We start from the raw sequence: 25,401 nt of genomic DNA on the forward strand, positions 1-25,401 counted from the left end.
CCGGAACCCCCAGCCTAGCTGGGGGTTTTCTGTGCATAAAAAAACCTCGCAATAGCGAGGTCGTAAAAATTGTTCAACGATAGATACACAAGCCCCATCGTTGAGAAAATCTTATCCATATTTTTTGAGAAACACAAGCATTATGTCGTTATCTTCGGCGAAAATCGCTTATCTCGTCACCCTTCTCAATTGTGCTTCAGCGTAAGCTTCCTCCTGCCAGCACTTTGTAACCAGTTTATCAATGACATCTGCATATCCTTTGTACCACTGATAATCCGTCAGGTCTGGTACCAGCTTCTGGACATGAAGCCGCGCCAGTGTGGTTGGTAAACGGCTAAATCGGTTTCCATTGCAACGCCCACAAATCTTATAAACAGGCGTGCCATGAAGCTGGGTTCTTTTTTCATCCAGGACAATACCTTTACCCTTACACCCTCTGCACGCTGTGCTGACTTCTCCCTTACCATGACAATGCTGACATAGTTCCTTCACCCACTCTTCCTTGATAACAGACTCCCCGCTTCTGGAGTGTTTCACCACTTCGCGCAATACATTATGAAATCCAGTACCAGCACAATGCTCACAGCGAGCCTTACTTGCCGCAGACCTGGAATAATCAGCAAAGGCAAAATTCACAAGGTAAGGAATGATCTGTAGCCGGGTTTCTTCACTCAATTTGTTCAATGTCGGGTTATCCAGTGCCATCGCGTAATTGAGCAGACCTTCAATCGCAAACTGAGGATCCTGAACACCAACTTTTGCCAGGAATAAGGCAAACCCAAGCGGTGCTTTCGACTGCACCATCCCCTGCGCAGCCATCACATCTGTAATTGTTAAACCACCCGAGCCTGTCGCCGGTGCGTCATCACTCAATTTTGGAGATTTTGGGGAGTAATATTTTGGTAAGGCTTCAAGGTTCATGCTCGTTCTCCACTTACGCCAGTACGCCTATTGCCAGCGCACGATCGATAAAACGAAATATCAGCCCCAGCTGGGAGCCATACTTCTCTTCAAATGCCACGGTATCCGCATGCAGCTCGTCGTGATGCTTTCTGCACAAAGGCAACACAAAGAGGTCATGCGCTTTTGTTCCCATTCCACCCTGACCGTGACCTATCAGGTGGTGGGGATCATCAGCAGGCTTTCCACAACATGCACACGGCTGTGTCTTAACCCAGCGCGTGTACTTTTCATTAACCCAGCGGCGACGTTTTGGGCGTAACATAAAAGACTCCGGCGACTCCGGATCCACTTTCAGCGCCAGCACCTTTTTCGCCTTATCATGGATGATGCTGGTGGCAGGAATCGAAGGCACAAGGTCACTTTCCCGGGTGACAGACGGCACAACAGGCTTCGGTAATCTCAGTGCCTTACGGGCTGCACTTTCCGGTAAGGCATCCGCCAGGTCATTACGAATCAGCCACCAGCACAGTTCCGGCATTGTCACAACGTGACTGTCATCAAAACCGAGATCCCGACGCACAACAGACAACACCCAGCGGGCACAGTTATCCGTTGCCATTGATTCCAGCCGTTCCGTGAACTGATCGCGCAGCTGGTTATCGCAGTGCCAGCACAGACGGATCGCGCCCGGCGCGTGTCGCATTGTGGTCATGTTCTCGCTGTGCCAGTCGGAATGAGGCCACTGACAGCCCTTTTCACGAAGTAACCAGCTTTCAAGACATTCCACGCCACCAGCACGACGGATCACTGCCTCATTGCAGAACACGGCCCGAACGGCAGGATCATCCGCCAGCGGTTGTGATGCCGCGGGAACGGCACCACTGGCGAAAGATGAATAACGTTCCGGCTCAGGCTCCAGCAGGACACGCCCCTGCATAAACAGGGGCATCAGCTCTGAACTGGGTCTGAACAATACGATCCCCATACGCGGGGCTATTTCAGGGGTCAGTAGTGCTCTCACGGTCACCTCAATGAACGGTATCGAGCAGCTTTAACAGCTCAGGGAATCGGGATTCGAAGAAATGCGGCTGCGTCTCGCGCGGATTTGCGGGACTGGTGATATTCTTGCCGAACATGCAGCCTTTCGCTGTCAGCGACCAGAATTTTTTGATGTTGTTAATCGCGGTACGGCTGTATCGTTCGCGCTGCTCGACGATCCCCAGCTTCACCATCTGGTGATATGCCTGATTAGCTGTCAGGCGGATACCATACTGCTTCAGCAGTGCACTCAGTGACAGCGTGGGGCGGCTTGAGCCATCAGGCGCGTCAGCAGGAGCATCAATGGCATAGCGCGGTGCCAGATTCGGTAAGCCAACAGCCTCCTGGAGTTTCTGACAGGCCCCAAGCACAGATGAGTTAGACAGATTTAACTCCCGACGCATAAAGTCCAGCAGAATCACACCAGCCTGCATCTTGTCAGCAGCCTGCCCGGATAATTTTTCCGGTATGCTGGTTGCCATGTCAAAAGTACGGATCACCTTCAGATGGAATGACGGGCTAATCCACATTGCATAGGCATACACCAGTTCCTTGCAGACATACGTTCCCTGGTTATTTCCACCACGAATGACATTAACTGGCGCTATATTGACCGAGTTGCAAATCTGCAACTCGCTTATTAAGCGTTCAGTTTGCTCATTGCGGAGCCAGAATGCGGGCTTATGCTTATCCAGAGAACCAGCAGCCCTGTGCAGATCGTTCAGGCTGTAACGACCATAAGCATCACGACGAACTTCAATACCATCAATGACCATCAGATTATTCATACTTCGTTTCTCCTCTTGATCAGGCGGCTGCACCCGCCGTTTTCTCGTACTTACTGATAGTGATCTCGACCTTCCCTTCCGGGATAACCGGTCCCCACTCCACCAGCATTCTTTTCACCTGACTGTCGTCCTCCCACACACCCGCGTGGGTCAGGGCGTCAAACAGCGCCTTGTTATAGTTGTCCAGATCGCGGATCCGGTTATCCGGAGGAAACAACACGATCTCCACTGAAGCAGGTGCCGACGTTGGTTTCGGCAGACGACGTAACTGCTCAACTATTGCTGCGCACGCCGCGCTCTGGAATTTTCGCCCCGCCGCGCTTATCAGGCTCTTACCAGCAAACGCCCCTTTGTTGGGGTGTCGCCAGTACGTGTTCACGCTGGGCGGAAAAGGCAGGATCAGCTTCATACTTTCAGGTCCCTCTCATGTAACCAGTGGGTTGCACGCAGCCTTGCGTTTTCCTCACCGGCAAGCAGTGCGCGGATAATCCCGACCGCCTCGCTGTCGTCGTCCTTCACCGCGGTATGAAGCGTTATCCCCCGGGCCACGCCACGCTTTATCGTGATGACGCCTTTTTTCTCCAGTGCGCGAAGATGCTCCACCGCTGCATTCACCGAACGGTATCCCAGCATGGTTGCCACCTCCTGATTGGTTGGCGGGAAGCCACGTTCTTTCTGATAAGAAATCAGCATATCCAGCACCTGCTGCTGGCATTGAGTTAACGTCGTCATGCCGCCATCTCCCTGACCAGTTTTTCCGCCTGCTGGCGAACCTGCGCCAGAAACGCCTCACCACATGCCTCAAGTTCATCGCGCCCGATGTAGCTGATTGCCGGTCCCTTCCAGGTCTTGTCAAAAACAGCAATAGCACCAGCGAAAAAAGCTCCTGTCGGTACCTGCTTCTCGTCTTTCGGGATAAACCAGACAGGCAGTTCAAAACCAATACGCCCGCGAATAAAAGCAATATGATCTGCATCTTCCGGCCACCACACTTCGCTGGTGGCAGCTTTGATCAGGAAAACATAGCGCCCGCCCTTATCACGCATGGCACTGGCATGTTTCATGATGTAACGCATGCCGGTGATGTATTGCCCCTCATGCTGACTGGCGCGGCTGTATGGGGGATTACCAAAGGCAGCACCTTTAAGCTCCGCAAGACGTTCTGACCAGTCATGCGCCAGCGCGTTGTCTTCCGCCGTGTAATACGCGGCACATTTGGCGTTATCACCGTCAGTGAACAGATCCAGAACAAACGGGCCAAACAGGGTGTTAATTCCCCAGAAAATGTTGTCCGGCGTGCGCCACTGATCGCCCACTTCCTTCAGTTCATGGGCTGGTTTGTTCCGCAGTTCCACCAGCGCCTGGCAATATTTATTACTCATTAAGCCCCCACGTAATTCCCTGACAGATACCACTCTTCACCCGATGCAGCGCGCTTGCTGCTTTTCCGTAAGCACCGCTCACGACGCGTCAGAAAATTGTTTCGTTCTGGCTGGGAGTGGCTTTCACGGAATGCCGCCATCCACACGGTTGCAGCACGACGGTATAAGCCCCTGGACTCCAGTTCTTCCGCCTGGCGGGTCAGGCACAAAATCACACGGGGATCGTTAGTGCCGACATAGAAATTGCGCACAGGTCTGGTTTCACGAACTGGTTGTGGTTCCGGTTCCTGCGCTCTCTCAGTCAGGCGCGGGAAATGTCTGCGTGTATCTCCTTCACAACGGTGAGCCACACGCCCACTCTGACGTAACTTGCTTGCTGACTGCAGAACGCGCTGCCGTGAGTAACCGGCAAAAGCATCCGCAATATCTCCGGAAGTACAGCCCGGATGGGCTTCAATGAATTTCTGAACGTCATTCAAAAGACTCATGCTCACCCCCTGAATCCTGCCGGGATCTGGCTGTAGTCCACGTTGTCGTAACTGGCTTTGAAGTACGGGTCTTCGCGTTTTTCGGTGTACGTGCTGACGGACGGCGATAAGCGCAGGGAAAGCTCATCCCATTTTTCCCGCAGCTTCGACGGGCTGAGCACGTTACGGCACCAGAACGGATCGCGACTGACGCGGCTGTACATCTCGCAGATTTGTTTATGAGTACGACCATCCTGCACACACATCAGGCGAATTTCGTTTGCCCAGGCTGTCCAGTTCGGTTCTTTGGGACGAACCACCTCGCCGTCACATTCGGCGGCCTGCTCGTACAGGGCGATGATTTTTTTCCAGAGCCACTGTGCGCAGGTCAAATCATCCTGCGTTCCCCACTGGCGCTTTTTAGGGCTGAATACAACCGCATCAGGATGGCGAGTTAAAAACTCCTGTTCAGCCGTCTGCGTGTCCGGTTGCGAAGCGTCCGGACGAGAAGTTTTTTTATCTGACGGATCATGTTTTGATTTTACTGACGGATCCCCGCCAGATTCTGACGGGTGAAAACCCGCTTTTTTGCCAGATTTCGACGCATCAAATTTTGACGGGTCAGATTTTGATGCGTCAGATTTTGACGGGTCAGAATCTGACAGTTGAGAAAATGCCGCTGCCTGAAGCTTCGCAACGTTAAGCTGATAAACATTCGACGCATTGCGGTTACCCTGGCGACGCGCCTTACGCGTTAACCAACCTTCTGCTTCCAGCCGTGCGATAGCCGTTCTGACGGTACTCATTCCCGCGCCAATCTGGCGGGCAATGGTTTCAATTGATGGCCAGCACACACCTTCGTCATTACTGAAATCAGCCAGGCGGGCCATAATTGCCACGCTGGATAATTTCATGCCTGATGCAGCGCAACCATCCCATACATAGCCGGTTAATTTAGTGCTCATGACCGACCTCTATTTCCCTGAATTTACGACGAAACTGTTCGAGCGGGCTGAAGCACTCATGCTCATAGCCTTCGCGGAGGTAGATAACACGTTGTGTTTCCGGCTCCCAACGAATGACTCTGACGGGCACTCCGTAGTGATCTTTGAACCAGCGGTTAACTTGTCGCAAAGGACTGTCTCCTTCTGCCGGTTGAAATCACCCACAGCCCACTCTGCAAAGCTGTGGGTTACAATTTCCCTGTCACCTGGTACATTCACTGCATAGCAATATTCCACCTTCGCTTTTCCACCCGGTACAGGAAGCGCAATCAGTTGCGAGCGACGGTAGTGTGTTGTTAAACTGTTCATGCGTTAGTTTCTCCACAACCAGAAGCAATCGACGCCACGACGCCCGGAGCTGCACACTCGCGGGCGTCATTACTTTCTGAAATGCAAAAAATTTTGTAGACAAGTGCTGCATGCTCCTGCAGCTTCGAAATTGAGAGATACAGCTCGTCGTTAATTGCTGTCTTCTCATGCGGTTCCACTACACCGTCTTCGATTGCTGAACGAATCTGTTTTGAATAACTGCCGATCTGTTCAATGACTTCCAGCAGACGCTGGTTAATATCGGCGTTGTCCACATCCTCGACGTCAGGAAGAGACACAAAGACGCCATTTGCAGACTGCGCCACAGCATCAGCAATGAAGTGAGTGCCACCAGCACGCTGTAAAACCATTGCCCATCCCAGCGGGAAAATCTGATCGCCATCTGCACGAAGGCGGTTGAATAAAGCGTTTTCTGTTACATCGAGCCAGTCAGCCGCTTCAGCGTAACCACCCGGCAACGCCGCGATAGTTTTTCTGACAGCTTTCACGTACCACTCAGGCTGTTTTTCTATTTTCCAGTGATGCTTACCCACGATTAGCCTCATCGTTCTGTGGTTAAAAATTGAAAGTGTTCTGCTAATCTTTCGGATAGATATCCGGTCTTAAGTCAGATTTCGTAATTGCACCTGACGTGCATTGCTCAAGTTTTTTAGCCAGCACAAAACTGGCTTTTTTATAGCCATTGAAAACCAGCCGTAAGTAGCCAGGTGTTGAGCCAACTTTTCCGGCCAACTCGCCCTGCTGTTCTTTGGTTAAAGAGTCCCAATACGCTTTCATACAATATGTACCTCCGGTGTACATATTACATGATTGAAATGAACCTTCAAGATACTTGTACCTTAACGGTACAAGGGTTTTAATTTCGTTATGAAAACAATCCATGACATCCGGCGGTCTAACGCCAGAAAACTGAGAGATGGTGTTGGCGGGAATTCTTCCTTTGCCACTATGATTGATCGCGAGCCAACCCAGACCAGCAGGTTTATGGGAGATGGTGCTACTAAAAATATCGGTGACAGCATGGCACGACACATCGAAAAATGTTTCGACCTGCCTGTCGGATGGCTCGATCAAGAACACCAGACAACGAACATCACAAAAAAACCTGATGTTTCAATCACTAATAAACAAATCACATTAGTCCCTGTCATATCATGGGTACAGGCCGGAGCATGGAAAGAAGTTGGATATTCTGAGGTTGATTTGAGCACAGCAGAAACGTATCCCTGCCCTGTACCCTGTGGGGAAATGACTTATATCTTGCGGGTGATAGGTGATTCAATGATTGATGAGTACCGCCCGGGAGACATGATTTTTGTCGATCCTGAAGTACCTGCCTGCCACGGTGACGACGTTATTGCATTGATGCACGATACAGGTGAAACCACCTTCAAAAGGTTGATAGAAGATGGGACACAGCGTTATCTCAAAGCGTTAAACCCAAACTGGCCTGAGCCTTACATTAAGATCAACGGTAATTGCTCTATAATTGGTACAGTGATTTTCTCAGGAAAACCAAGAAGATACAAAATCAAAGCCTAATCAATGTTTATGAACCTGCTTCGGCAGGTTTTTTTATACTTGACAATGTACCTTTGAGATACATAATGTACCCAAGAGAAACAACGAACAGGCAGGACGCCCACGAAGTAGCCGCCTGGGGCATATGAAGTCCAGGATGATTCGTTGAGTCATGTTGTGCCACTAGGCACTCATGTTAAAGCAGGTGTATGAAATGAAAGTCCAGATTTTAAACAATAACTGTGAAGTCGTTTGGTCATACGACATAGCCGCCCCTGTAGATCAGAGCGGCGATAGCTGGACCAATGGGAAACATCAGATTATGGCTGGAGTTGTGTTCTCTTTACGCCGTGCTTTGGAACAGGCTGAAGTATTTCCATCAGACCCTGAATGGAAATGGCCTTTTTCTATTTGTCCAAATTCGGAGAGCACATTTCAGAAAATTGGTCAGAAAGTCGCACTCGAAGAGCATCAGCCAACTGTTTCCTGATTTTTTCAGGTAACTCGTCGGCATCGCAGAAACAACAACGCTCGATCATGTTAAAAGCCGATTCGTAGAACTGTTTCTGCTGAGTGTCGCTGAGACAGGAAAAGAGCGACGTTACGATGTTTTATTAATTACATTATCAAGTTCTTTTTCATCAAAAGTCATTTGATTTTCCTTTTATGTATACGCGCTTAAAAGGATACCACCGAGCCTGAAGTGGTGAAAAGACAGGCACATAACAGCTAAGTATTTTCAACCAGAGAGAATCCTTAGCGTTGTGGTGAATGCGGCTCAGCGCACGCGGGTTAAGGTTGAGGCTGACAGTCGACCTTCTGTGGATACCCACCCGCCTGGTGTGCAACCTTCGCCAGGCACCGGATGCACCCGGCACCACAACTTTATGCTGTGTGTAGTCTTGGCGGTACCAGCTTGTACCCTTGCTTCCGGCTGGTACCGTCCTTTTTACAAAACAGAGAAGAGCATCACCGGACGACGGGCTCATAACCCAATCCATCCGGGCGGCTGCCACCGCAGGTGTTCTTCTCTGTTTTGTGGAGAAACTAACCGCCCCTACGGGGGCATTTATGGAAATGTAATTGACTCAATAATCGCCGGACGGTGAGGGCTTCCTTTTACCCGAATTCAGCGCGGTGCAGCGCATATACGTGGAGAACAAAATGTCATTTATTAAAACTTTTTCCGGGAAGCATTTTTATTATGACAGGATAAATAAAGACGACATCGTTATTAACGATATCGCGGTTTCCCTTTCAAATATCTGTCGCTTTGCAGGACATCTTTCACACTTCTACAGTGTCGCCCAACATGCGGTGCTTTGCAGCCAGCTGGTGCCACAGGAATTTGCTTTTGAAGCGTTAATGCATGATGCAACAGAAGCGTATTGCCAGGACATCCCGGCTCCACTGAAACGCCTTCTTCCTGACTATAAACGGATGGAAGAAAAAATAGACGCCGTAATCCGTGAGAAATACGGGTTACCCCCGGTTATGAGTACACCCGTGAAATATGCCGATCTCATCATGCTGGCAACCGAACGCCGCGATCTCGGGCTTGATGATGGCTCTTTCTGGCCTGTGCTGGAAGGTATCCCGGCAACAGAGATGTTCAACGTGATTCCACTGGCTCCAGGCCATGCCTACGGGATGTTTATGGAACGCTTTAACGAATTATCGGAGTTACGCAAATGCGCATAAATGTTTTCGAAATGGAAGGGTTTCTTCGCGGGAAATGTGTACCGCGAGATCTGAAAGTGAACGAAACAAATGCTGAGTACCTGGTACGTAAATTCGACGCGCTTGAAGCTAAATGTGCGGCACTGGAAAGCAAAATAATACCAGTGTCAGCTGAACTGCCACCAGCAAATGAAAGTGTTCTGTTATTTGATGCTAACGGAGAAGGCTGGCTGATTGGCTGGCGTTCTCTCTGGTACACCTGGGGACAAAAAGAAACCGGAGAATGGCAGTGGACATTTCAGGTCGGGGACCTTGAAAACGTCAATATCACTCACTGGGCAGTAATGCCGAAAGCACCAGAGACTAAGAAATGAGCGTGATAAAAACTCATACAGGAATTGTTATCACCCGAGACGGTGAAAAGCGAATGAAATTACATTCCACTGAAACGTCCTGGGTTGCCGGACGTTGTGAATCCTACGACAAAAAGACTGGTTACCGTTGGGGGGCACCTAACATGCGTCGCCGTCTGCTACTGGACAGCATCAGGCCAATAAAACAGGTAGCAACCAGGGAACAAAATTAATTATCAGGACTGGAATTTGATATTACTGCCCGTGTGCAGCGGGCTAAGTGGAGAAACATATGCTGAACCTCGATTGTGTTCCAATCTCAACTTATTGCAAAGAAACTGGCGAAACTCCTGAAGCAATAAACAAACGTGTACAGCGCGGTGTTTGGCGTGAAGGTGTTCAGGTTTTAAAGGTTGAAGGCGTTAAGGAGAGGTGGATTGATCTTAGTGAGGTTGCAAAATGGGCCAGACAAAACTGCTCAAACTACCGCGCGGCGTAACAATCAGGAAACACCGCCAGGGCGAAACGATCAATATAACTTTCACCTACAAAGGAGTTAAATGTCGTGAGCCTCTTTCCAATCTGGAAGTAACACCAAAGAACATAAAATACGCCGAGCGCACACTCGGCGAAATTCATAATAAGATCGAAAGGGGAACATTCATTTATGCGGAATATTTTCCCCGTTCTGCTCGTTTGAAAATTTTTGGTAATGCTGCTGCAGGCAAAACGGTAAAAATGTACCTGGACGAATACCTTGAAATCTGCGAAACGAGAAAACTTTCACCCTCTACGATTGGTGGTTATAAAAAATGCCGTAGTGCGTTAGCCTCACTCCACATTTGCCCTGCAAGTGAATTAACACCAGCAATCCTGAAAGCGTGGATTCAAAGCCAGAAAACGACCTTAAAAACAATTCGCAACCAGTTATCTTTCCTGCGGTCAGCACTTGATGAAGCCGTAACCGATGGGGTACTTCAAATTAACCCCGTATCGTTGGTAACTGCTTCGCGCTACCAAAGTGATAAGTCAGAAGCAGAAAGCAGCTACGTGGTTGATCCGCTATCACCAGCAGAAGTTGATGCATTACTAGCAGCAGCCGGAAACAAACAATGGGAAAATCTGTTCCGGTTCGCTATACATACAGGCCTGCGTAGTTCTGAATTATGTGCCCTTCGATGGCGTGATATCGACTTTGTTGGAAAAACTGCCCATGTCCAGAGCGCAAGTGTTGTCGGTGTTATCAAAGGGACAAAGACAAAAGCAGGTACTCGGAAAGTTGAACTGACAGAAGAGGCAATGTTGGCGCTGATAAATCAGAAGCCATTTACATTCATGAAGGATGCTACTGTCTTTGAAGATCCAAAGACCAATAAGCCTTGGGCAAGTGCTGATGCAATTAGGAAAAAAGCATGGGTGCCAACATTGCGAAAAGCAGGTATTCGTTACAGAAACCCATATCAAACCAGGCATACATTCGCCACCAGCCATATCAGCCGAGGAGCAAACCTGTTTTGGCTTGCAGCTCAAATGGGGCATAAAGGGCCTGAGATGCTTTTCAGGCACTATGGCTCATATCTGAAGGAATATGATGGACAAACAAGCTTGAAGAAGATAACAATATAATCCAAGCATGAAACTATTGGCCACAATTTGTGGCCATTTTACGGAGCAAGATAGAAACATGGCAAATCAAATTACCAAACTAAAAAATATAAATGTTGTGAAGTTTCGCGGACTGAAAAATATAAACATCGAGTTTGGTTCTCGCCTAACTGTTATTTGTGGTAAAAATGGCACATCTAAATCCACAATTCTTGGCATTATCGCCCAAATATTTAGCTTTACAAAGGACTTTACCAAAAACCCTGAGACTGATTTAACACAATATAAAACATTAACAAATGGCAGCTTCAAGTCAGCTTTCAGCGAACATTTTAGGCTTTCAGAACAATTTGATGTTCCTGGTTCAATGGACGTCAAAATTAGTGTCTATGATGGTGCATCGAACAAACATCTTGAAAAACTAACATTAGGTTTATACAGCTACAGTGACAGAGATAAATCAAGGCCTGTAGTCAGGGGAAATGATTCAATACCGGAAAAAAACCAAAGTAGAAACGTTACTCATCCTGTTATTTTTTTAAGCTTAGCACGACTTCTTCCTATTACATTAAGGACTGATTACTCAACACGGGATGTTCAGTACATCAATGAAAATTCTGATGAAATCAGAATGATGAGTAACCAACTCTTACTAAAAAACAATGGAAGCTCAGTAACAGCAACAAAAGGTACTATCGATTCAATGGTTGTCCATGGTGACAATTATGATCACCAATCAGTATCTGTTGGTGAAGATAATGTTGGACAATTAATCCAAGCAATTTTTTCATTTAAAAGATTGAAGGAAACTTATTCTGATTATCATGGCGGAATATTGTTAATTGATGAAGCCGATGCAGGTCTTTTCCCTGCTGCACAGTTAGAGCTAATTAATATTCTAACTAAAGCAGCAAAACAATACGATCTGCAAATAATCATGACCTCGCACTCTCCATTAATAATAGAGGATATCTATAATCGTTCAAAACAAGATAGTGATAGCTTTAAAACAATATATCTTACAGACACATATGGAGATATTAAAACAAAGAATAATCTTTCATGGACAGATATCCACGCTGATTTACATGTTGAAACTGTAAAAATTAATGATGACATTTGTCTTCCAAAGGCAAATGTATATTTTGAAGACAAAGAAGGTTTCGACTTTTTCAAACAATTGATAACAGATCGAAAAATAAATAAAATATTAAATCCATTAGGGAATATAAATATTAGCTGCTCTGCCATGCTTGACTTAATGGCAAGAAAAATACCAGAATTTACAGCTAAAAGCTTGATCGTCTTAGACGGTGATGTTGTTCACGACAATAGTGCTAATGCAAAAAAAGCCAAAAAAGAAAAAAACTTATGTTTGCTTCCAAGCACCTTACCTCCAGACCAAATGATTTTTGAGTTTTTATATAATTTACCACCTGATGATGCATATTGGGAAAATAAAAATAAATTTACAAAAGCTGTTTTTATGAAAACAGCTAAAGACATAATTGCAACGCTAAAAATTGGTAACGCTCCGATTGATTTAAAAATCCTTATAGATAATTATAAAAAAGTTAACAAAAACCATGGCGGGATAGTTAGAAAACTGTTTAAAGATTTTGCACATACGACTCAATTTCAGGCCCAAGTAAAAGGGCGAGTTAAAGATAACCCATATCGATATTGGGTCGAGAAAAATCCTGTGCAATCGGATAGCTTCAAGAATGAACTAATAAAGAGTCTTAAAGTTATTATGACAAGTGGACATGGTGTCGATTCTGCTACCATCTCATCATATCTGTCAGATAACTAATTGATTAAAAAGGGCTTTATGTGATGGCCACAAAGCCCTTTTTTTGATATACTTTAGATCTGACATTTAGAGGTATCATATGCGTTTTAACACCCCACTTCGCTATCCTGGCGGTAAAGGCAAGCTTGCAAATTTCATGCTTCGGCTTATTGAAGAAAATAATCTTTCGCCTATACATTATGCCGAACCATATGCTGGGGGTGCTGGTTTAGCATTGAAACTGTTACATCTAAATGCAGCTGAAAAAATCATCCTTAATGATATTAATATTTCTGTTTATGCTTTTTGGCACAGTGTATTAAATCATGCAGATCAATTATGTTCTTTAATTGAAAGAACTGAAGTTACAATGGATGAATGGTTTAGGCAGAAAGATATAATTAATAATCCTAAAGACCATGATCTTTTAACAATTGGTTTCTCAACCTTTTTTCTCAATAGAACAAATCGTTCTGGAATATTAAAAGGTGGAGTAATTGGCGGTAAAAATCAAGAAGGGAAATGGAAGCTTGACGCTCGCTATAATAAGAGTGATTTGATTTCTCGAATCCATAAAATATCAGAAAATCGTCACAGAATAGATTTATATAACATGGATGCAATTGATTTCATTAAAAAAATAGTTATTCAATTGCCACAAAACTCATTAACATATTTGGATCCACCTTATTACATAAAAGGTAAAGGTTTATATATCAACCATTATAATCATGATGATCATGTTAGGGTTGCAAAAGTCGTACAGAATAATATTAAAACACCTTGGATTGTTTCTTACGATAACACTCCTGAGATCCAAGCTATGTATAAGACATCATCATTAGTATATGGAATAAACTACAGTGCTCAAGATCGGTACAAAGGATCTGAGGTAATGTTCTTCAGTGAACGATTGAAAATCTTTAAAACAGATGATCCAACTAAGGTAAAAGCGCCTGTATTTAAAAGAGGATGTGTTGACGACCACATCCAGACATAAAAGGAGCCGCAAAAGATCCGCAGAATAAAATGGTTAGTATTAATCGTTTTATTTCAGCTAATTATAAAAATACGGACTCGGGTTCAACTCCCGCCAGCTCCACCAAATCATGATCCGGATACGTCCGGTGAAGCACAGAAAGCCCGCACGGCACAAGCCCTGCGGGCTTTTTTGTGTCTGTCGTTGTCCGAGAACATCCGGCTAAATCCAGAGAAAATTGGTACACGTTTAGGTACACGCTATACTGTGGTCCATTAAACGTGTACCAATTATGGAAGGGATCCAGACATGGCGCGTATCACACGCCCCCTCACTAACAATGAAATCCTTAAAGCCAAACCCCGTGAAAAAGACTTCACCCTTCATGATGGTGATGGCTTGTTCTTGCTCGTCAAAACCACTGGTAAAAAACTCTGGCGCTTCCGTTATCAACGACCGGGAAGCAGCAGCCGCACAAATTTGAGTCTCGGCTCATATCCTGCCCTTACACTCGCAGCAGCTCGTCAGATACGCGACCAGCACTTAACCACGCTTGCGCAAGGTATGGATCCGCAGCAGCAACAAGAGCAGGCATCAGAACAACGTCAGATTGAGTTGGATAGTATTTTCTCAACTGTGGCCGCCAACTGGTTCAAAATGAAGAGCAAAAGTGTCACTGAAGACTACGCTAAAGATATTTGGCGCTCTTTGGATAAGGATGTGTTCCCTGCAATAGGCGCGATTCCTGTTCAGGAGATTAAGGCCAGAACTATAGTTGAAGCGTTGGAACCAATCAAAGCACGAGGTGCATTAGAAACTGTTCGTCGCTTGGTCCAGCGCATTAACGAAATAATGATTTACGCAGTTAACACAGGCCTGATTGATGCTAATCCGGCATCGGGTGTCGGAATGGCATTTGAGAAACCGAAAAAGCAAAACATGCCGACACTTCGACCAGAAGAATTGCCAAAGCTCATGCGCTCTTTGGTGATGTCGAATCTCTCAGTTTCGACCCGCTGTCTAATTGAATGGCAACTCCTGACGCTCGTGCGTCCATCTGAGGCTTCTGGCGCTCGGTGGGTAGAGATCGATCTTGATGCCAGGCTCTGGACAATTCCAGCAGAGCGGATGAAAGCAAATCGAGAGCATATCGTTCCTTTATCAACCCAGGCGTTAGAAATTTTGGAAGTAATGAAGCCTATTAGTGCTCATCGTGAACATGTCTTCCCCAGTAGAAATGATCCCAAACAGCCAATGAATAGCCAGACGGCGAACGCTGCCTTAAAGCGGATTGGTTATGGTGGAAAGTTGGTTGCACATGGTTTACGTTCAATTGCGAGTACAGCTATGAACGAGGCGGGATTCAATGCTGACGTCATTGAGTCTGCTCTAGCACACTCTGATAGAAATGAAGTTAGAAGAGCTTATAATCGTTCTACATATCTAGATAAAAAAATAATACTATTTAACTGGTGGGGTGCACAGGTCTATAAGAAGTAAATAGAGCCTGCTGAAATGCAGGCTCCACTTCTTTATTCAGTAAATATTACATCATCAATATTAAAAGACACTTTAAAATTAGGGTAGAGTTTCAATATTACCTTTTCGAAAATCTCATCATCATCATTTAAATTTCTTGCTCTTGAATAAAGACGGTAATTATCTTTTGTTATTTGTTTAATTTCGATATGACAAGCATCATTACTATCAAAGCCTCTAAAGAAGGTAAAACTATCCAAACTTACAGCATAAATATTATTCAAGGCATTTTCGTCCTCAAAGAAGTAAGTTAACTTATAATCCTTATAAACTTCATAATTATAGTTCTTAACTGAATTTTTATTCACAAATAATATATAATTACTCTTCTCTATATCAGCATCATTAAATTTTAAAAAACGCCCTCCTGCTTTGACACAATTGAATAATTGCTGCTTATATATAGATATGATTCCATCGCCATATAGCCCAGCACTTGATAAATATGAAACATCATCAACCACGCCTAAAAACTCACGTTTTGATGGATAAAAAATTAGTTCACTTGTTTTATGGCATATAGGAAGCTTGGATAAATCAACATTTAATGTACTAACAAGCCATTTATTTAAATGTAAATTCACATCTATTTTAAAGCGTAATACAATGTTCTTATCCATTGTCGATTTTATAACTTTTCTCGTAACTTCTTTGCTCTTATACTCCAACATCATATCAAATTTATCTTTAATTAAATCCACTTCCCTTTTCACTTCATTATTATCATACCCCATAGATGTTACCATTATATCTAATTCAGGAGACTCACACGCTTTAATTAGCAGGTGATAGTCGTTAGAACTAAATCCCACCACATCGACTAATTTACGCCAGTCGTACAAGTATCTCAGGTTAAACCCTCTACGTTTTACAGCCAAAACCAATAATATAAAGACTAATGCTCTTATTGCATAGTGATATTCTGTAACAGTATAGGCCTCACCTTCCGGGAGATTTCTAATTCGTTGTTCATCTATACTTGCACGAATTCTTTCTTCATAAGAACCAAATAACATTCCATATAACTCAATTTCATCTGTATAATTAGAAAAGATAGCAAGATCGCTCCACAATTTGCTAGCATTAATTATCGCATCGATCTCCACGTCACTTTTATTGTCAGTTTGAATTGCGCTCCAACGCATCTGAAGAACAGTTAAAACAAACCGCTGAATTTTAAATATAACAGAAATAATTTCGCTAGCATTTCTTTTTTCTAAATTCAAATACTTGACACTAAGATGCTTAGTTCCTGCATTAAAGTAATCCCCCCAAAACATTATCGCACTGTAATCTAACTCATTGCATGCAGATTCAATCAACCCTTTAATGACTTCATAATAGTCTGCGTTATCATCGTGATAACTCAAATAACTATTCAAGGTATCTTCATGATTTTTGATAAAAGCATTAAAGTCATCTCTATTTAAAGAGAGTTTTGCTATCTGTATTATAAATTCTAACGCGGCAGTTTTCTTTCTAAGATTAACATTCAACTCAGAAAAATTATTCATTAACTCATCAATAGAATTTTTTTTCACATCCGAATTATTTAAATATTGATATGACAGTCCAAAAGCTATATCAAAAGGATATGCTGAAACATCCCCATTAACTAAGCATGAAAAAACATTAATAGCATTTCTTATTGACTCTCTGTTATTTTCCAAAAGAGCACTATACAGATAGATGACAACCCCATTAATTAATTCATCATAATGATTAATCACTTTAAATTCATTATCTGTTATTAACACACCAACAATCAAAGAAGAAACTTTCTTTGATGATTTTTTATCCAAAATTTTTTTAGCCGTATAATTAACTTCTATAGTTTTGCTTCCACTACTATGCAGGTTAATATTTGGCACAATAATTTCATATTCATCCAATAAACCTTTTATCTTCATTCCATTTAAAAAATTGTTTAGTTTATGGAATTTCTCTAAATCTATGTCAACAGTCAAAACATTATCACCCCCATATATCCCTATGCTATATGGTTGTTGCTTTTGCATTTTCATTTTGCCATAAGAATAATATCCATTTGGTAAATCTCTAACTAGATTTAAAATCTTATCATGTAATTCAGAGTTAGCATCCTCTAACAAGGTATAACCCTTGACAAGACTTGAGCAGTGAGATTGTAAATACTCAACAGCGAAGTTCTTATTACGTGACATGTTAAATAATTTCAAGTATGTTTTAAAATACTTCAAAAGAAAATACATTGATAGTAATTGTGACACCACATACTGAGCAATACCACCACCAAAAACAAAAAAGAAGAATGAAATTATCAAGGTTGATATTGCATCAATACCAAACTGCACAAGGTTGATTTCATCCAGTATCTTTTTCCTAATATAACTTTCCAACGCATGAGGTGAGGATTTATTAACAGCATCAACAGTCACACTCATAAAAGTTAATGACAACGCACTGATTGTACCGTGTATACCTAAGGAGACCCCCCAAGCACTAAATATCCAATCAAACCCCAATTTTTTTAAATCACTAGAATTAGAAAACAACCACCACCACTCATTTTTACAAAAAAAAACAAGAATACATAAAGTAAAAAAAATAAAAAAACCAGAGATATAACAAAACAATCTTTTACCCATCATTCGTCCTTATGTTTTTTGGGTATTGTAAACCAAAGATAAAACCCTCTATGGTTTTGCATGCCCTGTATATTGATTTGTGTAAATTAGCTCATTACCAATTAGCGCGCAATGCTCTCCCCGCCACGCCTGCCCGCTTAAGAGGTCACTTTTAATGCAGGTGCATGACCCGACTCAGGCCGCGCCGGTACTGGTGTTGCGTGGGATAAAAAATACGAGGATTTGCATGCAAAACCATGCACCTTATGGATGCATGGCTTTTTTCAGAAAAAATAGCGGAATTTTCGGGTTTTTTTTTTGCGTGCTACCGTGCGGCCAGTTCTGCACGTCGGCGGGTGTAAATCAGGTTCTGTGCCGGGGTGAATTTCTGGCGATTATCATCCCGCGAGGCCGCATCAGGCCTGAATCCGATAGCCGTTAAAATGTCGCTGTCCTGCGCGGAATAATTAATTTTTTCACCTGCGGCCAGCCACACCGACAGGGCTTCACGCAGATAATCAACCGAGTGCTGCATGGCGCTCTGTTTTACTGCGGGAATTTGTTCGTGATATCCCATCAGCTCAGGCGCCAGCGTGGCGGCCAGATCCGCGCCGTGCTGCTGCATAAAGTCATGGAGCCGGTTGCGGATGCTGATGTGCTGCACTTCCTCATGTGAGCGGATATAGCGACCGGCAGCCTGATTAATCACCCATTTTTTCACGTCGATATTGTCGCGCAAATCCTGCATTCTGCGCGGGATTTGTTCGTCACCAGCAAGGAGCTGTTCACGGTATTCAAGCTCAAGGTCAGCCAGTTCGGCTTTACGTTTCAGCCAAGTGTTTTTGTTCGTCTGACAGGCCTCAAAGGCCTGCTGCAATGTCACAGTGGTCACGTGTCTCTCTCCTGATTAATGCCGGAACGGCGAGCTGTAGCAGCCCTGTACTTTACGCGGCGGCGGTGGCGTCACCGGTGCGGGGTCGGTTTTTTCCGGTGCGGCACGTATCACACCGTCAACCGACTCGATGGTGCGGAAAGTGGCCGAGCATTCGATATTGGTACACTGGTGATAACGTTGTTTGACGTTTTCCGACAGATAACGGCTGGTACGGACGTGCGCGGTCTTTTTGCAGAACGGACAGTGAAACATAATTCAGCCCTCTGCCTGTTCGTGGTCTTTTGCGGCCAGTTCAGCGGCAAGCTTCATCCGTCTGGCGGGGCTTCTTAACAGCGCCATATCAACCCCGGTTATGACCGGGCGATTCATGCCCGTTACGGACAGAACCGGTTCCTGCTCCATATCGAAATGATACAGGGCTGACTGTAGATTCAGGGCATCGCCCAGCTCGCGGGTCACGGTCGCACGCGGCGAGGTTTCTCCGCTCATTTCCAGCGACCGTATACGCAACAGGAAGGCACGTAACAGTGCAGGGCTGATACCGGCCAGCACTTTCTTCCATTCGCTGTTGGCGTAAGTGGTGAATGCTTTTTCGTGGGCGCTGATATAAGCCGTACCGGAGGAGCATGCGCCAAGCATGGCGAGGCCTTTGTCTTTCTCCAGCTCGGTAATCAGACCGGTGAACTCATCAGCCAGTTCTCGGCTGGCGATACGTTTACTGTGTTCAGCTTTCAGTTCAGGAGTGAGGTTGCCGCGCAGGGTTCGAAAGCGGCTGCGCCAGTCCTGTTCGGCCTGTGCGCTTTCACTGAGGGCAGTCTGTCGTTCCTGCTCACAACGCTGAATGGAAGCCTCAATGTCGCTGAGTTTACCCATGCTGGCCGTGTGTGCGTCTTTTGCTTCGTTAAGTGCGGCCAGCGCACCGGCAATACGTTGTTCCGCGCCTTCATCCTGTTTACTGATAACGGTCTGCATGGCTTTGATAATGAGTTCGGGTTTCATGTTCAGGCTCTCCGTGTGTTCAACCTGAAATGATTCTGACGCCTCCTGCACAACAACACGATTCATTGCCGTTGTCAGAGTGCTGGCACAAACAGACCTTAAAATCAGGCTGGCCAGAGAAGGGTCGCAGGAAAACCTTACTCACCGTTTGTTTTTTTGCTTATAACTATTCACCACTGTTCACCCTAAATAAAAAGATAAGCGATACAGTAAGTTAAAGGGTGAATAGTTGAGGGTCTGACTGTTCACCGTCTGTTCACCACTGTTCACCCTTCACTTTGTGAAGCCAGTCAACCTATTAGATTTTTTAGCGATTAAAAAAACAGAAGTATATAAACAAAAGTAATCAGCAATGGGCCACCGGTTTGCCAACGTTTGCCAAAAAACGGCCAACGTTTGCCACTGTATAAAAATCGCTCTGTTGTGTGGTGGAGTACTACAAAATGACTTGTTGCCCTGAGGGAAAATATTCACAAAATAGAGAGCTACCCGAAGCCGGACGGACACGACCGGCACTGTATGGACTTTGTGAGGTAGCCCGATGCACACCGCTTTTTCTTCCCCGTCTTCTACCCCTGCCGCGCCGCTGATGCCGGTTTCTGATACCGTTCACGAACGCTTTATCCGTCTGCCCGAAGTGATGCATCTGTGCGGCCTGTCCCGCTCGACCATTTACGACCTCATCAGCCGGGAAGCCTTCCCGAAACAAATCTCCCTCGGCGGGAAAAATGTGGCGTGGGCGCAGTCTGAAATCACTGCATGGATGGCGGATCGCATTGCCGAACGTAACCGGGGCTATGACGCATGATGATGACCGTTCAGCAAACAGCCCCTTTTTCTGGCTTGCTTCTTTTCGCCGTTTCCAGGTATAGTTTTCCCGCTGTCGCAAAATCGGCAGCCGGGCGTAGGAACCCGTGTTTAACTATGGCGACACCGGACGCGCCTTGCGTCTTTTTTTGTGTCTGTGCCTTGATGCACCCATTCAATACACAGTGGCCTTTTCGCCATTGTGGGTATCGCGTAATGGTGGCTCAGGCGGGGCAGCCTTCGGGCTGGCCGGTTCTCATAGTTACCGGTATTCCTACCCCCGTCTGGGCTACCACCCATGAGCGTAGGAACTCCGATGGTAGCTGTAACCAGCTAACTATGGAGGTTGCCCTTATGGCTATGACCCTCACCCCGTCACACCCGCAGTTTGTCTTTGTGTTTGCCGCCGTTCGTCGCGCAGACCGTAAACCCCGTATTTGCATGCTGCGCACCGTTGCCGGTGACGAGCACGCCGCACGCCTTTCCCTCGTTCGCGATTACATCCTCTCGTTCGCTGGCCGTTTGCCGGTTCTGGAGGTGCGCGCATGAGACACACCACCATTACCGCCCGTGACCTCGAATGCCTTGAGCATATGCGCAATGTCGGCCAGCTCGTCAATGAGCTGATGCAGGTGCAGGATTGCGCCACCGTTCGTCGTGACCCGGCGCAGCAGTTACAGCTCACCTCCGTGATTTACCTCATGACCGCCCAGCTCGACGGCGTGGTCGAACGCTGCAATCAGCAGTGGCTGACCGGGGAGGGTAACGTATGAAACAGCCATTACCGCCCGTATTACGCGCCGCGCAGTATCGTCGCGCCGTGGCCTGTGCATGGCTGACCCTGTGCGAACGCCAGCACCGCTACCCGCACCTCACCCTCGACGCGCTGGAAAGCGCCATTGCCGCCGAGCTGGAGGGCTTTTACCTGCGCCAGCACGGCGAGGAAAAAGGCCGCCAGATTGCCTGTGCCCTGCTCGAAGATTTAATGGAAGCCGAACCACTCAAGGCCGCGCCGTCGCTGTCCTTTCTCGGGCTGGCCGTGATGGATGAACTCTGCGCCCGTCATATCACCGCACCGGCACTGCACTGAGGGAGAACACCATGAAAATGAACGTAACGGACACCGTAAAACAGGCGTGCGGCCACTGGCCGCGCATTCTCCCGGCGCTGGGGGTAACGGTCATCAAAAACCGCCATCTGACCTGTCCGGTGTGTGGCGGCTCCGACCGCTTTCGCTTTGACGATAAAGAGGGACGCGGGACGTGGTTCTGCAATCAGTGCGGCGCGGGTGACGGGCTTAAGCTGGTAGAAAAAGTGTTTGGCGTGACCCCGTCAGAGGCGGCCGGGAAGGTGAACGCCGAGACCGGCAACCTGCCGCCGGTTGCCCCGGAAGTGATTGCGGTCGCAGAGGCTGAAACGGAGGCCGACCGCAAAGCGGCGGCCACGCTGGCCGTCAGGCTCATGGAGAAAACCCGACCAGCCACCAGCAATGCCTACCTCACCTGCAAGGGTTTCCCCGCTCTGGAATGTCTGACGCTCACCGCCATGCATAAAACCGGCGGCGTGACGTTCCGCGCCGGGGATGTGGTTGTCCCGCTGTATGACAATACCGGCGTACTGGTTAACCTTCAGCTTATCAATGCAGACGGTCTCAAACGCACCCTGAAAGGCGGGCAGGTCAAAGGGGCATGTCATATCATCGAAGGGAAAAAACAGGCCGGAAAACGCCTGTGGATTGCGGAGGGTTATGCGACCGCGCTCACCGTGCATCACCTGACAGGGGAAACCGTCATGGTGGCGCTGTCCTCCGTGAACCTCCTTTCTCTGGCAAGCCTTGCCCGTCAGAAATATCCGGCCTGTCAGATTGTCCTGGCCGCCGACCGTGACCTTAACGGCGACGGCCAGAGTAAAGCCGCTGCGGCCGCAGATGCCTGTGAGGGCATTGTTGCCCTGCCGCCGGTGTTCGGTGACTGGAATGATGCGTTTATGCAGAAAGGTGAAGAAGCCACCCGGAAAGCCATTTATGACGCCATCCGGCCACCGGCGCAAAGTCCGTTCGACACCATGAGCGAGGCGGAATTTACCGCCATGAGCGCCAGCGACAAGGCTTTGCGGGTGCATGAGCACTACAGCGAAGCGCTGGCGGTGGATGCTAACGGCCAGCTCCTGTCCCGCTATGAAAACGGCATCTGGAAAAATATCCCTGCCGCCACTTTTTCACGGAATGTGGCTGATTTATTCCAGCGCCTGCGCGCCCCGTTCTCGTCAGGGAAAATTGCCTCGGTGGTCGAGACCCTGAAACTGATTATTCCGCAGCAGGATACACCGGCGCGCCGTCTGATTGGCTTTCGCAATGGGGAACTCGATACCCAAAGTGGCCTGTTCAGCCCGCACAGTAAATCGCACTGGCTGCGCACGCTGTGCGACGTGGATTTCACCCCGCCGGTGGACGGAGAAACGCTGGAGACTTACGCGACGAACTTCTGGCGCTGGCTCGACCGTGCGGCCGGTAAAAATCCCCAAAAACGCGATGTGATTCTGGCTGCGCTGTTTATGGTGCTGGCGAACCGCTACGACTGGCAGCTCTTTCTCGAAGTCACCGGTCCCGGCGGGAGCGGCAAAAGTATTCTGGCCGAAATCGCGACCCTGCTCGCCGGGGAAGATAATGCCACGTCAGCCGATATCGACACACTGGAAGACCCGCGCAAGCGTGCCTCCCTGATTGGCTTCTCGCTAATCCGTCTGCCAGACCAGGAAAAATGGAGCGGTGACGGCGCAGGACTCAAGGCCATCACCGGCGGCGATGCAGTTTCAGTTGACCCGAAATACCAGAATCCGTACTCAACGCATATTCCGGCGGTGATTCTGGCCGTGAACAATAACCCGATGCGCTTCACCGACCGCAGCGGCGGCGTCTCCCGTCGCCGGGTGATTATTCATTTCCCGGAGCAGATTGCCCCGGAGGAACGCGACCCGCAGCTCAGGGATAAAATTGCACGCGAGCTGGCCGTCATCGTGCGCCAGCTTATGCAGAAATTCAGCGACCCGATGACCGCGCGCGCACTGCTCCAGTCGCAGCAGAACTCCGACGAGGCACTCAGCATTATGCGCGATGCTGACCCGACGTTTGATTTTTGCGGCTATCTGGAGATGCTCCCGCAGACCAACGGGATGTTTATGGGGAATGCCAGCATCATCCCGCGTAATTATCGTAAATATCTCTATCATGCGTATCTGGCCTATATGGAGGCTAACGGATACAGGAACGTGCTCAGCCTGAAAATGTTCGGGCTGGGGCTGCCCATGATGCTGAAAGAGTACGGCCTGAATTATGAGAAGCGGCACACCAAGCAGGGGATACAAACCAACCTGTCGCTGAAAGAGGAAAGCTACGGCGACTGGCTGCCGAAGTGTGACGCCCCCACAGCGACATAACCTCACTCAGACCGGCAACAGCCGGTCTTTTCCTTTCTGGCCATTGCCACAGGGTGAACAATCCACTGTTCACCCTTCACCGTATATTCACCCTGTATCACCATGAAATTATTGATAAAAAACCATAGGTGAACAGTGTGAACAGTAAAACCTAAAAAAACTTTTTATCCCTCCACCACATCGCCTGACCGGGCGCATCCAGAGCGAGAAAAAATCACAAAGGTGAAGAGTCGACTGTTCACTCTTCACCAACTCATCACCATTTATCTTTATGATTTAAAATAGAAAATAAGCATGGTGAACAGTGTGAACAGTTAAATGTAAAAAAACTTTTTTTGAGTATGATGTAGCTCTCCATACTTTATGGAAAGATCCAAGTTAGCTGAAAGCCTCACCAAGACAGCACGTTAATTCGTAACGTGTTAAGCAAAAGGGAATTTTATGGGGACTACTTTGCTTCAAGAAAACCATGAAAAAATTTTAAACATACTAAATGAAGCTAAAGATGTGGCGCTAAGGTATTACAAACTAACCAATAAGCCTCTCGGAATCACTGGAGAAATAGCTGAACATGAAGCTGCAACTCTTCTCGGGTTGTCACTATGTTCAGCACGTCAGTCCGGATACGATGCGACTGAGATTTTGGACGGGAAAGAATATAGAGTTCAAATCAAAGGTCGATATATGCCTGATCCTAAAAAAGTCTCTGCGAGAATTGGTGCTATTGATATAGCTAAGCCATTTGATTCTGTTCTTTTAGTTTTGCTTGATGAAAATTATGATGCTTTTGCCATGTATGAAGCATCACGAGATGTAGTAGTCGCAGCTCTTCAAGCTCCGGGGTCAAAGTCTAGAAATGAGCGAAATCAGCTAGGCATAGCAAAATTCAAGTCCATTAGCCGTCTCCGCTGGAGCAAGGATGTTGAACCTGAGATCCTTTAATTGGTACACGTTTAGGTACACAACTGAAAGTTGAATACGAAAAAATCCTTTATATTTAAAGCATTGAGTAATTTATTCAGACTCCGCCAGCAATCATGATTGGACGGTGCAAGGACAACACCAACAAAAACAGGAAGTTAGAAGTCTCAGCAAGACACCGACCAGACGGTGAGGAGACATAAAAGGATACGCAAAGGAGCCGCGGCTCCTGGTGATATGAAAGCCCACAGATGTGGGCTTTTTCGTTGATGGTCAGAACGACCAGTTCACACCAGCCACCGCGTTCCACGGGGATTCCACACCGGCACCATGGCTATACCCCACCCCGAGATGCCC

Annotated in this window: 32 protein-coding genes and 1 pseudogene; 17 read left to right on the top strand and 16 right to left on the bottom strand. The window is 46.8% G+C overall.

The annotated features are described in order from the left end of the window. Positions 1 to 168: 168 nt before the first annotated feature. The 11 genes from AACU19_RS03450 to AACU19_RS03500 form a co-directional block, all read right to left on the bottom strand. Positions 169 to 921, bottom strand: a complete 753-nt coding sequence (locus AACU19_RS03450) for an antitermination protein Q (protein WP_105278679.1) — start codon at positions 919 to 921, stop codon at positions 169 to 171. 13 nt (positions 922 to 934) lie between these two features. Continuing rightward, positions 935 to 1,924, bottom strand: coding sequence for a DUF968 domain-containing protein (locus AACU19_RS03455; RefSeq protein ID WP_105278680.1), 990 nt, complete (start codon positions 1,922 to 1,924; stop codon positions 935 to 937). 7 nt (positions 1,925 to 1,931) lie between these two features. Further along, positions 1,932 to 2,729 carry a KilA-N domain-containing protein gene (locus AACU19_RS03460; protein ID WP_105278681.1) on the bottom strand — a complete coding sequence of 266 codons (798 nt, stop codon included), beginning with the start codon at positions 2,727 to 2,729 and terminating at the stop codon, positions 1,932 to 1,934. Between the two features lie 19 nt (positions 2,730 to 2,748). Then, positions 2,749 to 3,138, bottom strand: a complete 390-nt coding sequence (locus tag AACU19_RS03465) for a RusA family crossover junction endodeoxyribonuclease (protein ID WP_000767113.1) — start codon at positions 3,136 to 3,138, stop codon at positions 2,749 to 2,751. Then, positions 3,135 to 3,461: a LexA family transcriptional regulator gene (locus tag AACU19_RS03470; RefSeq protein WP_000210155.1), complete on the bottom strand. Its 327-nt coding sequence runs from the start codon at positions 3,459 to 3,461 to the stop codon at positions 3,135 to 3,137. The genes AACU19_RS03465 and AACU19_RS03470 overlap by 4 nt, the downstream gene beginning before the upstream one ends. Next, complete coding sequence (locus AACU19_RS03475; RefSeq protein WP_001355692.1) at positions 3,458 to 4,111, bottom strand: phage N-6-adenine-methyltransferase; 654 nt, start codon at positions 4,109 to 4,111, stop codon at positions 3,458 to 3,460. The genes AACU19_RS03470 and AACU19_RS03475 overlap by 4 nt, the downstream gene beginning before the upstream one ends. After that, positions 4,111 to 4,605 (bottom strand): PerC family transcriptional regulator, encoded by a 495-nt coding sequence (locus AACU19_RS03480; RefSeq protein ID WP_072146855.1) that lies wholly within the window; start codon positions 4,603 to 4,605, stop codon positions 4,111 to 4,113. Before AACU19_RS03480 ends, AACU19_RS03475 begins: the two co-directional genes overlap by 1 nt. Then, positions 4,602 to 5,543 (bottom strand): helix-turn-helix domain-containing protein, encoded by a 942-nt coding sequence (locus AACU19_RS03485; RefSeq protein ID WP_000104967.1) that lies wholly within the window; start codon positions 5,541 to 5,543, stop codon positions 4,602 to 4,604. The genes AACU19_RS03480 and AACU19_RS03485 overlap by 4 nt, the downstream gene beginning before the upstream one ends. Next, entirely contained in the window at positions 5,533 to 5,712 is a 180-nt protein-coding gene (locus AACU19_RS03490; RefSeq protein WP_001250269.1) for a DUF4222 domain-containing protein, read from the bottom strand. Before AACU19_RS03490 ends, AACU19_RS03485 begins: the two co-directional genes overlap by 11 nt. A 175-nt stretch (positions 5,713 to 5,887) precedes the next feature. Beyond that, entirely contained in the window at positions 5,888 to 6,445 is a 558-nt protein-coding gene (ymfL, locus tag AACU19_RS03495) for a protein YmfL (protein WP_000515829.1), read from the bottom strand. A gap of 43 nt (positions 6,446 to 6,488) precedes the next feature. Continuing rightward, on the bottom strand, positions 6,489 to 6,689 hold the full coding sequence (locus tag AACU19_RS03500) for a YdaS family helix-turn-helix protein (protein ID WP_000649477.1): 201 nt from the start codon (positions 6,687 to 6,689) through the stop codon (positions 6,489 to 6,491). Positions 6,690 to 6,779: 90 nt separating this feature from the next. Here AACU19_RS03500 and AACU19_RS03505 point away from each other — a divergent pair, with 90 nt between their 5' ends. The 11 genes and pseudogenes from AACU19_RS03505 to AACU19_RS03555 all read left to right on the top strand — a co-directional run bounded on the left by AACU19_RS03505 (position 6,780) and on the right by AACU19_RS03555 (position 15,342). Beyond that, on the top strand, positions 6,780 to 7,454 hold the full coding sequence (locus AACU19_RS03505; protein ID WP_000848748.1) for a LexA family protein: 675 nt from the start codon (positions 6,780 to 6,782) through the stop codon (positions 7,452 to 7,454). 193 nt (positions 7,455 to 7,647) lie between these two features. Further along, entirely contained in the window at positions 7,648 to 7,923 is a 276-nt protein-coding gene (locus AACU19_RS03510; protein ID WP_021563905.1) for a hypothetical protein, read from the top strand. 274 nt (positions 7,924 to 8,197) lie between these two features. Beyond that, positions 8,198 to 8,516, top strand: a pseudogene (locus AACU19_RS03515) (hypothetical protein). 81 nt (positions 8,517 to 8,597) lie between these two features. Continuing rightward, positions 8,598 to 9,134 carry a 5'-deoxynucleotidase gene (yfdR, locus tag AACU19_RS03520; RefSeq protein WP_000008236.1) on the top strand — a complete coding sequence of 179 codons (537 nt, stop codon included), beginning with the start codon at positions 8,598 to 8,600 and terminating at the stop codon, positions 9,132 to 9,134. Continuing rightward, positions 9,125 to 9,487 (top strand): phage protein, encoded by a 363-nt coding sequence (locus tag AACU19_RS03525; protein ID WP_001222408.1) that lies wholly within the window; start codon positions 9,125 to 9,127, stop codon positions 9,485 to 9,487. Before yfdR ends, AACU19_RS03525 begins: the two co-directional genes overlap by 10 nt. Further along, the gene (locus AACU19_RS03530) at positions 9,484 to 9,699 is read left to right on the top strand and encodes a hypothetical protein (protein WP_001331173.1); all 216 of its coding nucleotides are present in this window, start codon (positions 9,484 to 9,486) and stop codon (positions 9,697 to 9,699) included. Before AACU19_RS03525 ends, AACU19_RS03530 begins: the two co-directional genes overlap by 4 nt. A gap of 59 nt (positions 9,700 to 9,758) precedes the next feature. Then, positions 9,759 to 9,965: a hypothetical protein gene (locus tag AACU19_RS03535; RefSeq protein ID WP_001331174.1), complete on the top strand. Its 207-nt coding sequence runs from the start codon at positions 9,759 to 9,761 to the stop codon at positions 9,963 to 9,965. Beyond that, positions 9,926 to 11,092, top strand: coding sequence for a site-specific integrase (locus AACU19_RS03540; protein ID WP_061358153.1), 1,167 nt, complete (start codon positions 9,926 to 9,928; stop codon positions 11,090 to 11,092). Before AACU19_RS03535 ends, AACU19_RS03540 begins: the two co-directional genes overlap by 40 nt. A gap of 58 nt (positions 11,093 to 11,150) precedes the next feature. Further along, positions 11,151 to 12,884, top strand: coding sequence for an AAA family ATPase (locus tag AACU19_RS03545; protein WP_001603287.1), 1,734 nt, complete (start codon positions 11,151 to 11,153; stop codon positions 12,882 to 12,884). 79 nt (positions 12,885 to 12,963) lie between these two features. Continuing rightward, positions 12,964 to 13,863 carry a DNA adenine methylase gene (locus AACU19_RS03550; RefSeq protein ID WP_001212083.1) on the top strand — a complete coding sequence of 300 codons (900 nt, stop codon included), beginning with the start codon at positions 12,964 to 12,966 and terminating at the stop codon, positions 13,861 to 13,863. A gap of 288 nt (positions 13,864 to 14,151) precedes the next feature. After that, the gene (locus AACU19_RS03555; protein WP_061351738.1) at positions 14,152 to 15,342 is read left to right on the top strand and encodes an integrase domain-containing protein; all 1,191 of its coding nucleotides are present in this window, start codon (positions 14,152 to 14,154) and stop codon (positions 15,340 to 15,342) included. A gap of 32 nt (positions 15,343 to 15,374) precedes the next feature. Here AACU19_RS03555 and AACU19_RS03560 read toward each other — a convergent pair whose 3' ends face one another. The 4 genes from AACU19_RS03560 to AACU19_RS03575 all read right to left on the bottom strand — a co-directional run bounded on the left by AACU19_RS03560 (position 15,375) and on the right by AACU19_RS03575 (position 19,881). Beyond that, the gene (locus AACU19_RS03560; RefSeq protein WP_157945116.1) at positions 15,375 to 18,011 is read right to left on the bottom strand and encodes a hypothetical protein; all 2,637 of its coding nucleotides are present in this window, start codon (positions 18,009 to 18,011) and stop codon (positions 15,375 to 15,377) included. A gap of 301 nt (positions 18,012 to 18,312) precedes the next feature. Next, positions 18,313 to 18,879, bottom strand: coding sequence for a phage polarity suppression protein (locus tag AACU19_RS03565; protein WP_105278684.1), 567 nt, complete (start codon positions 18,877 to 18,879; stop codon positions 18,313 to 18,315). Positions 18,880 to 18,894: 15 nt separating this feature from the next. Further along, the gene (locus tag AACU19_RS03570) at positions 18,895 to 19,134 is read right to left on the bottom strand and encodes an STY4826 family bacteriophage gene regulatory protein (protein WP_000468231.1); all 240 of its coding nucleotides are present in this window, start codon (positions 19,132 to 19,134) and stop codon (positions 18,895 to 18,897) included. A 3-nt stretch (positions 19,135 to 19,137) separates the two neighbouring features. Continuing rightward, positions 19,138 to 19,881 carry a hypothetical protein gene (locus AACU19_RS03575; RefSeq protein WP_024154759.1) on the bottom strand — a complete coding sequence of 248 codons (744 nt, stop codon included), beginning with the start codon at positions 19,879 to 19,881 and terminating at the stop codon, positions 19,138 to 19,140. 541 nt (positions 19,882 to 20,422) lie between these two features. Here AACU19_RS03575 and AACU19_RS03580 point away from each other — a divergent pair. From AACU19_RS03580 to AACU19_RS03605, 6 genes are all read left to right on the top strand, one after another. Next, positions 20,423 to 20,689: a helix-turn-helix transcriptional regulator gene (locus AACU19_RS03580; protein ID WP_001572534.1), complete on the top strand. Its 267-nt coding sequence runs from the start codon at positions 20,423 to 20,425 to the stop codon at positions 20,687 to 20,689. Beyond that, entirely contained in the window at positions 20,686 to 21,237 is a 552-nt protein-coding gene (locus AACU19_RS03585) for a host cell division inhibitor Icd-like protein (RefSeq protein WP_105278685.1), read from the top strand. The genes AACU19_RS03580 and AACU19_RS03585 overlap by 4 nt, the downstream gene beginning before the upstream one ends. Next, entirely contained in the window at positions 21,234 to 21,461 is a 228-nt protein-coding gene (locus AACU19_RS03590) for a hypothetical protein (RefSeq protein WP_001216601.1), read from the top strand. The genes AACU19_RS03585 and AACU19_RS03590 overlap by 4 nt, the downstream gene beginning before the upstream one ends. Continuing rightward, on the top strand, positions 21,458 to 21,778 hold the full coding sequence (locus AACU19_RS03595) for a DUF5375 domain-containing protein (protein WP_105278686.1): 321 nt from the start codon (positions 21,458 to 21,460) through the stop codon (positions 21,776 to 21,778). Before AACU19_RS03590 ends, AACU19_RS03595 begins: the two co-directional genes overlap by 4 nt. An 11-nt stretch (positions 21,779 to 21,789) precedes the next feature. Next, positions 21,790 to 24,123, top strand: coding sequence for a primase-helicase zinc-binding domain-containing protein (locus AACU19_RS03600; RefSeq protein WP_105278687.1), 2,334 nt, complete (start codon positions 21,790 to 21,792; stop codon positions 24,121 to 24,123). Positions 24,124 to 24,564: 441 nt separating this feature from the next. Next, positions 24,565 to 25,065: a DUF6998 domain-containing protein gene (locus tag AACU19_RS03605; RefSeq protein WP_105278688.1), complete on the top strand. Its 501-nt coding sequence runs from the start codon at positions 24,565 to 24,567 to the stop codon at positions 25,063 to 25,065. A 252-nt stretch (positions 25,066 to 25,317) separates the two neighbouring features. Here AACU19_RS03605 and AACU19_RS23685 read toward each other — a convergent pair. Then, the coding region (locus AACU19_RS23685) for a hypothetical protein (protein WP_440939640.1) at positions 25,318 to 25,401 on the bottom strand (84 nt) is incomplete at its 5' end.

The sequence above is a fragment of the Escherichia sp. MOD1-EC4550 genome (assembly GCF_963876935.1).
Lineage (GTDB): Bacteria > Pseudomonadota > Gammaproteobacteria > Enterobacterales > Enterobacteriaceae > Escherichia > Escherichia coli_F.

Excerpts from the sequence above, each read along its gene's own strand:
- AACU19_RS03460 (WP_105278681.1), bottom strand. The coding sequence starts at position 2,729 with ATGAATAATCTGATGGTCATTGATGGTATTGAAGTTCGTCGTGATGCT.
- AACU19_RS03575 (WP_024154759.1), bottom strand. The coding sequence starts at position 19,881 with ATGAAACCCGAACTCATTATCAAAGCCATGCAGACCGTTATCAGTAAA.
- AACU19_RS03555 (WP_061351738.1), top strand. The coding sequence starts at position 14,152 with ATGGCGCGTATCACACGCCCCCTCACTAACAATGAAATCCTTAAAGCC.
- AACU19_RS03500 (WP_000649477.1), bottom strand. The coding sequence starts at position 6,689 with ATGAAAGCGTATTGGGACTCTTTAACCAAAGAACAGCAGGGCGAGTTG.
- AACU19_RS03590 (WP_001216601.1), top strand. The coding sequence starts at position 21,234 with ATGAGACACACCACCATTACCGCCCGTGACCTCGAATGCCTTGAGCAT.
- AACU19_RS03540 (WP_061358153.1), top strand. The coding sequence starts at position 9,926 with ATGGGCCAGACAAAACTGCTCAAACTACCGCGCGGCGTAACAATCAGG.
- AACU19_RS03505 (WP_000848748.1), top strand. The coding sequence starts at position 6,780 with ATGAAAACAATCCATGACATCCGGCGGTCTAACGCCAGAAAACTGAGA.
- AACU19_RS03525 (WP_001222408.1), top strand. The coding sequence starts at position 9,125 with ATGCGCATAAATGTTTTCGAAATGGAAGGGTTTCTTCGCGGGAAATGT.
- AACU19_RS03570 (WP_000468231.1), bottom strand. The coding sequence starts at position 19,134 with ATGTTTCACTGTCCGTTCTGCAAAAAGACCGCGCACGTCCGTACCAGC.
- AACU19_RS03600 (WP_105278687.1), top strand. The coding sequence starts at position 21,790 with ATGAAAATGAACGTAACGGACACCGTAAAACAGGCGTGCGGCCACTGG.
- AACU19_RS03595 (WP_105278686.1), top strand. The coding sequence starts at position 21,458 with ATGAAACAGCCATTACCGCCCGTATTACGCGCCGCGCAGTATCGTCGC.
- AACU19_RS03585 (WP_105278685.1), top strand. The coding sequence starts at position 20,686 with ATGATGATGACCGTTCAGCAAACAGCCCCTTTTTCTGGCTTGCTTCTT.
- AACU19_RS03450 (WP_105278679.1), bottom strand. The coding sequence starts at position 921 with ATGAACCTTGAAGCCTTACCAAAATATTACTCCCCAAAATCTCCAAAA.
- AACU19_RS03580 (WP_001572534.1), top strand. The coding sequence starts at position 20,423 with ATGCACACCGCTTTTTCTTCCCCGTCTTCTACCCCTGCCGCGCCGCTG.
- AACU19_RS03465 (WP_000767113.1), bottom strand. The coding sequence starts at position 3,138 with ATGAAGCTGATCCTGCCTTTTCCGCCCAGCGTGAACACGTACTGGCGA.
- AACU19_RS03605 (WP_105278688.1), top strand. The coding sequence starts at position 24,565 with ATGGGGACTACTTTGCTTCAAGAAAACCATGAAAAAATTTTAAACATA.
- AACU19_RS03510 (WP_021563905.1), top strand. The coding sequence starts at position 7,648 with ATGAAAGTCCAGATTTTAAACAATAACTGTGAAGTCGTTTGGTCATAC.
- AACU19_RS03475 (WP_001355692.1), bottom strand. The coding sequence starts at position 4,111 with ATGAGTAATAAATATTGCCAGGCGCTGGTGGAACTGCGGAACAAACCA.
- yfdR (WP_000008236.1), top strand. The coding sequence starts at position 8,598 with ATGTCATTTATTAAAACTTTTTCCGGGAAGCATTTTTATTATGACAGG.
- AACU19_RS03535 (WP_001331174.1), top strand. The coding sequence starts at position 9,759 with ATGCTGAACCTCGATTGTGTTCCAATCTCAACTTATTGCAAAGAAACT.
- AACU19_RS03485 (WP_000104967.1), bottom strand. The coding sequence starts at position 5,543 with ATGAGCACTAAATTAACCGGCTATGTATGGGATGGTTGCGCTGCATCA.
- AACU19_RS03470 (WP_000210155.1), bottom strand. The coding sequence starts at position 3,461 with ATGACGACGTTAACTCAATGCCAGCAGCAGGTGCTGGATATGCTGATT.
- AACU19_RS03530 (WP_001331173.1), top strand. The coding sequence starts at position 9,484 with ATGAGCGTGATAAAAACTCATACAGGAATTGTTATCACCCGAGACGGT.
- AACU19_RS03545 (WP_001603287.1), top strand. The coding sequence starts at position 11,151 with ATGGCAAATCAAATTACCAAACTAAAAAATATAAATGTTGTGAAGTTT.
- AACU19_RS03560 (WP_157945116.1), bottom strand. The coding sequence starts at position 18,011 with ATGATGGGTAAAAGATTGTTTTGTTATATCTCTGGTTTTTTTATTTTT.
- AACU19_RS03550 (WP_001212083.1), top strand. The coding sequence starts at position 12,964 with ATGCGTTTTAACACCCCACTTCGCTATCCTGGCGGTAAAGGCAAGCTT.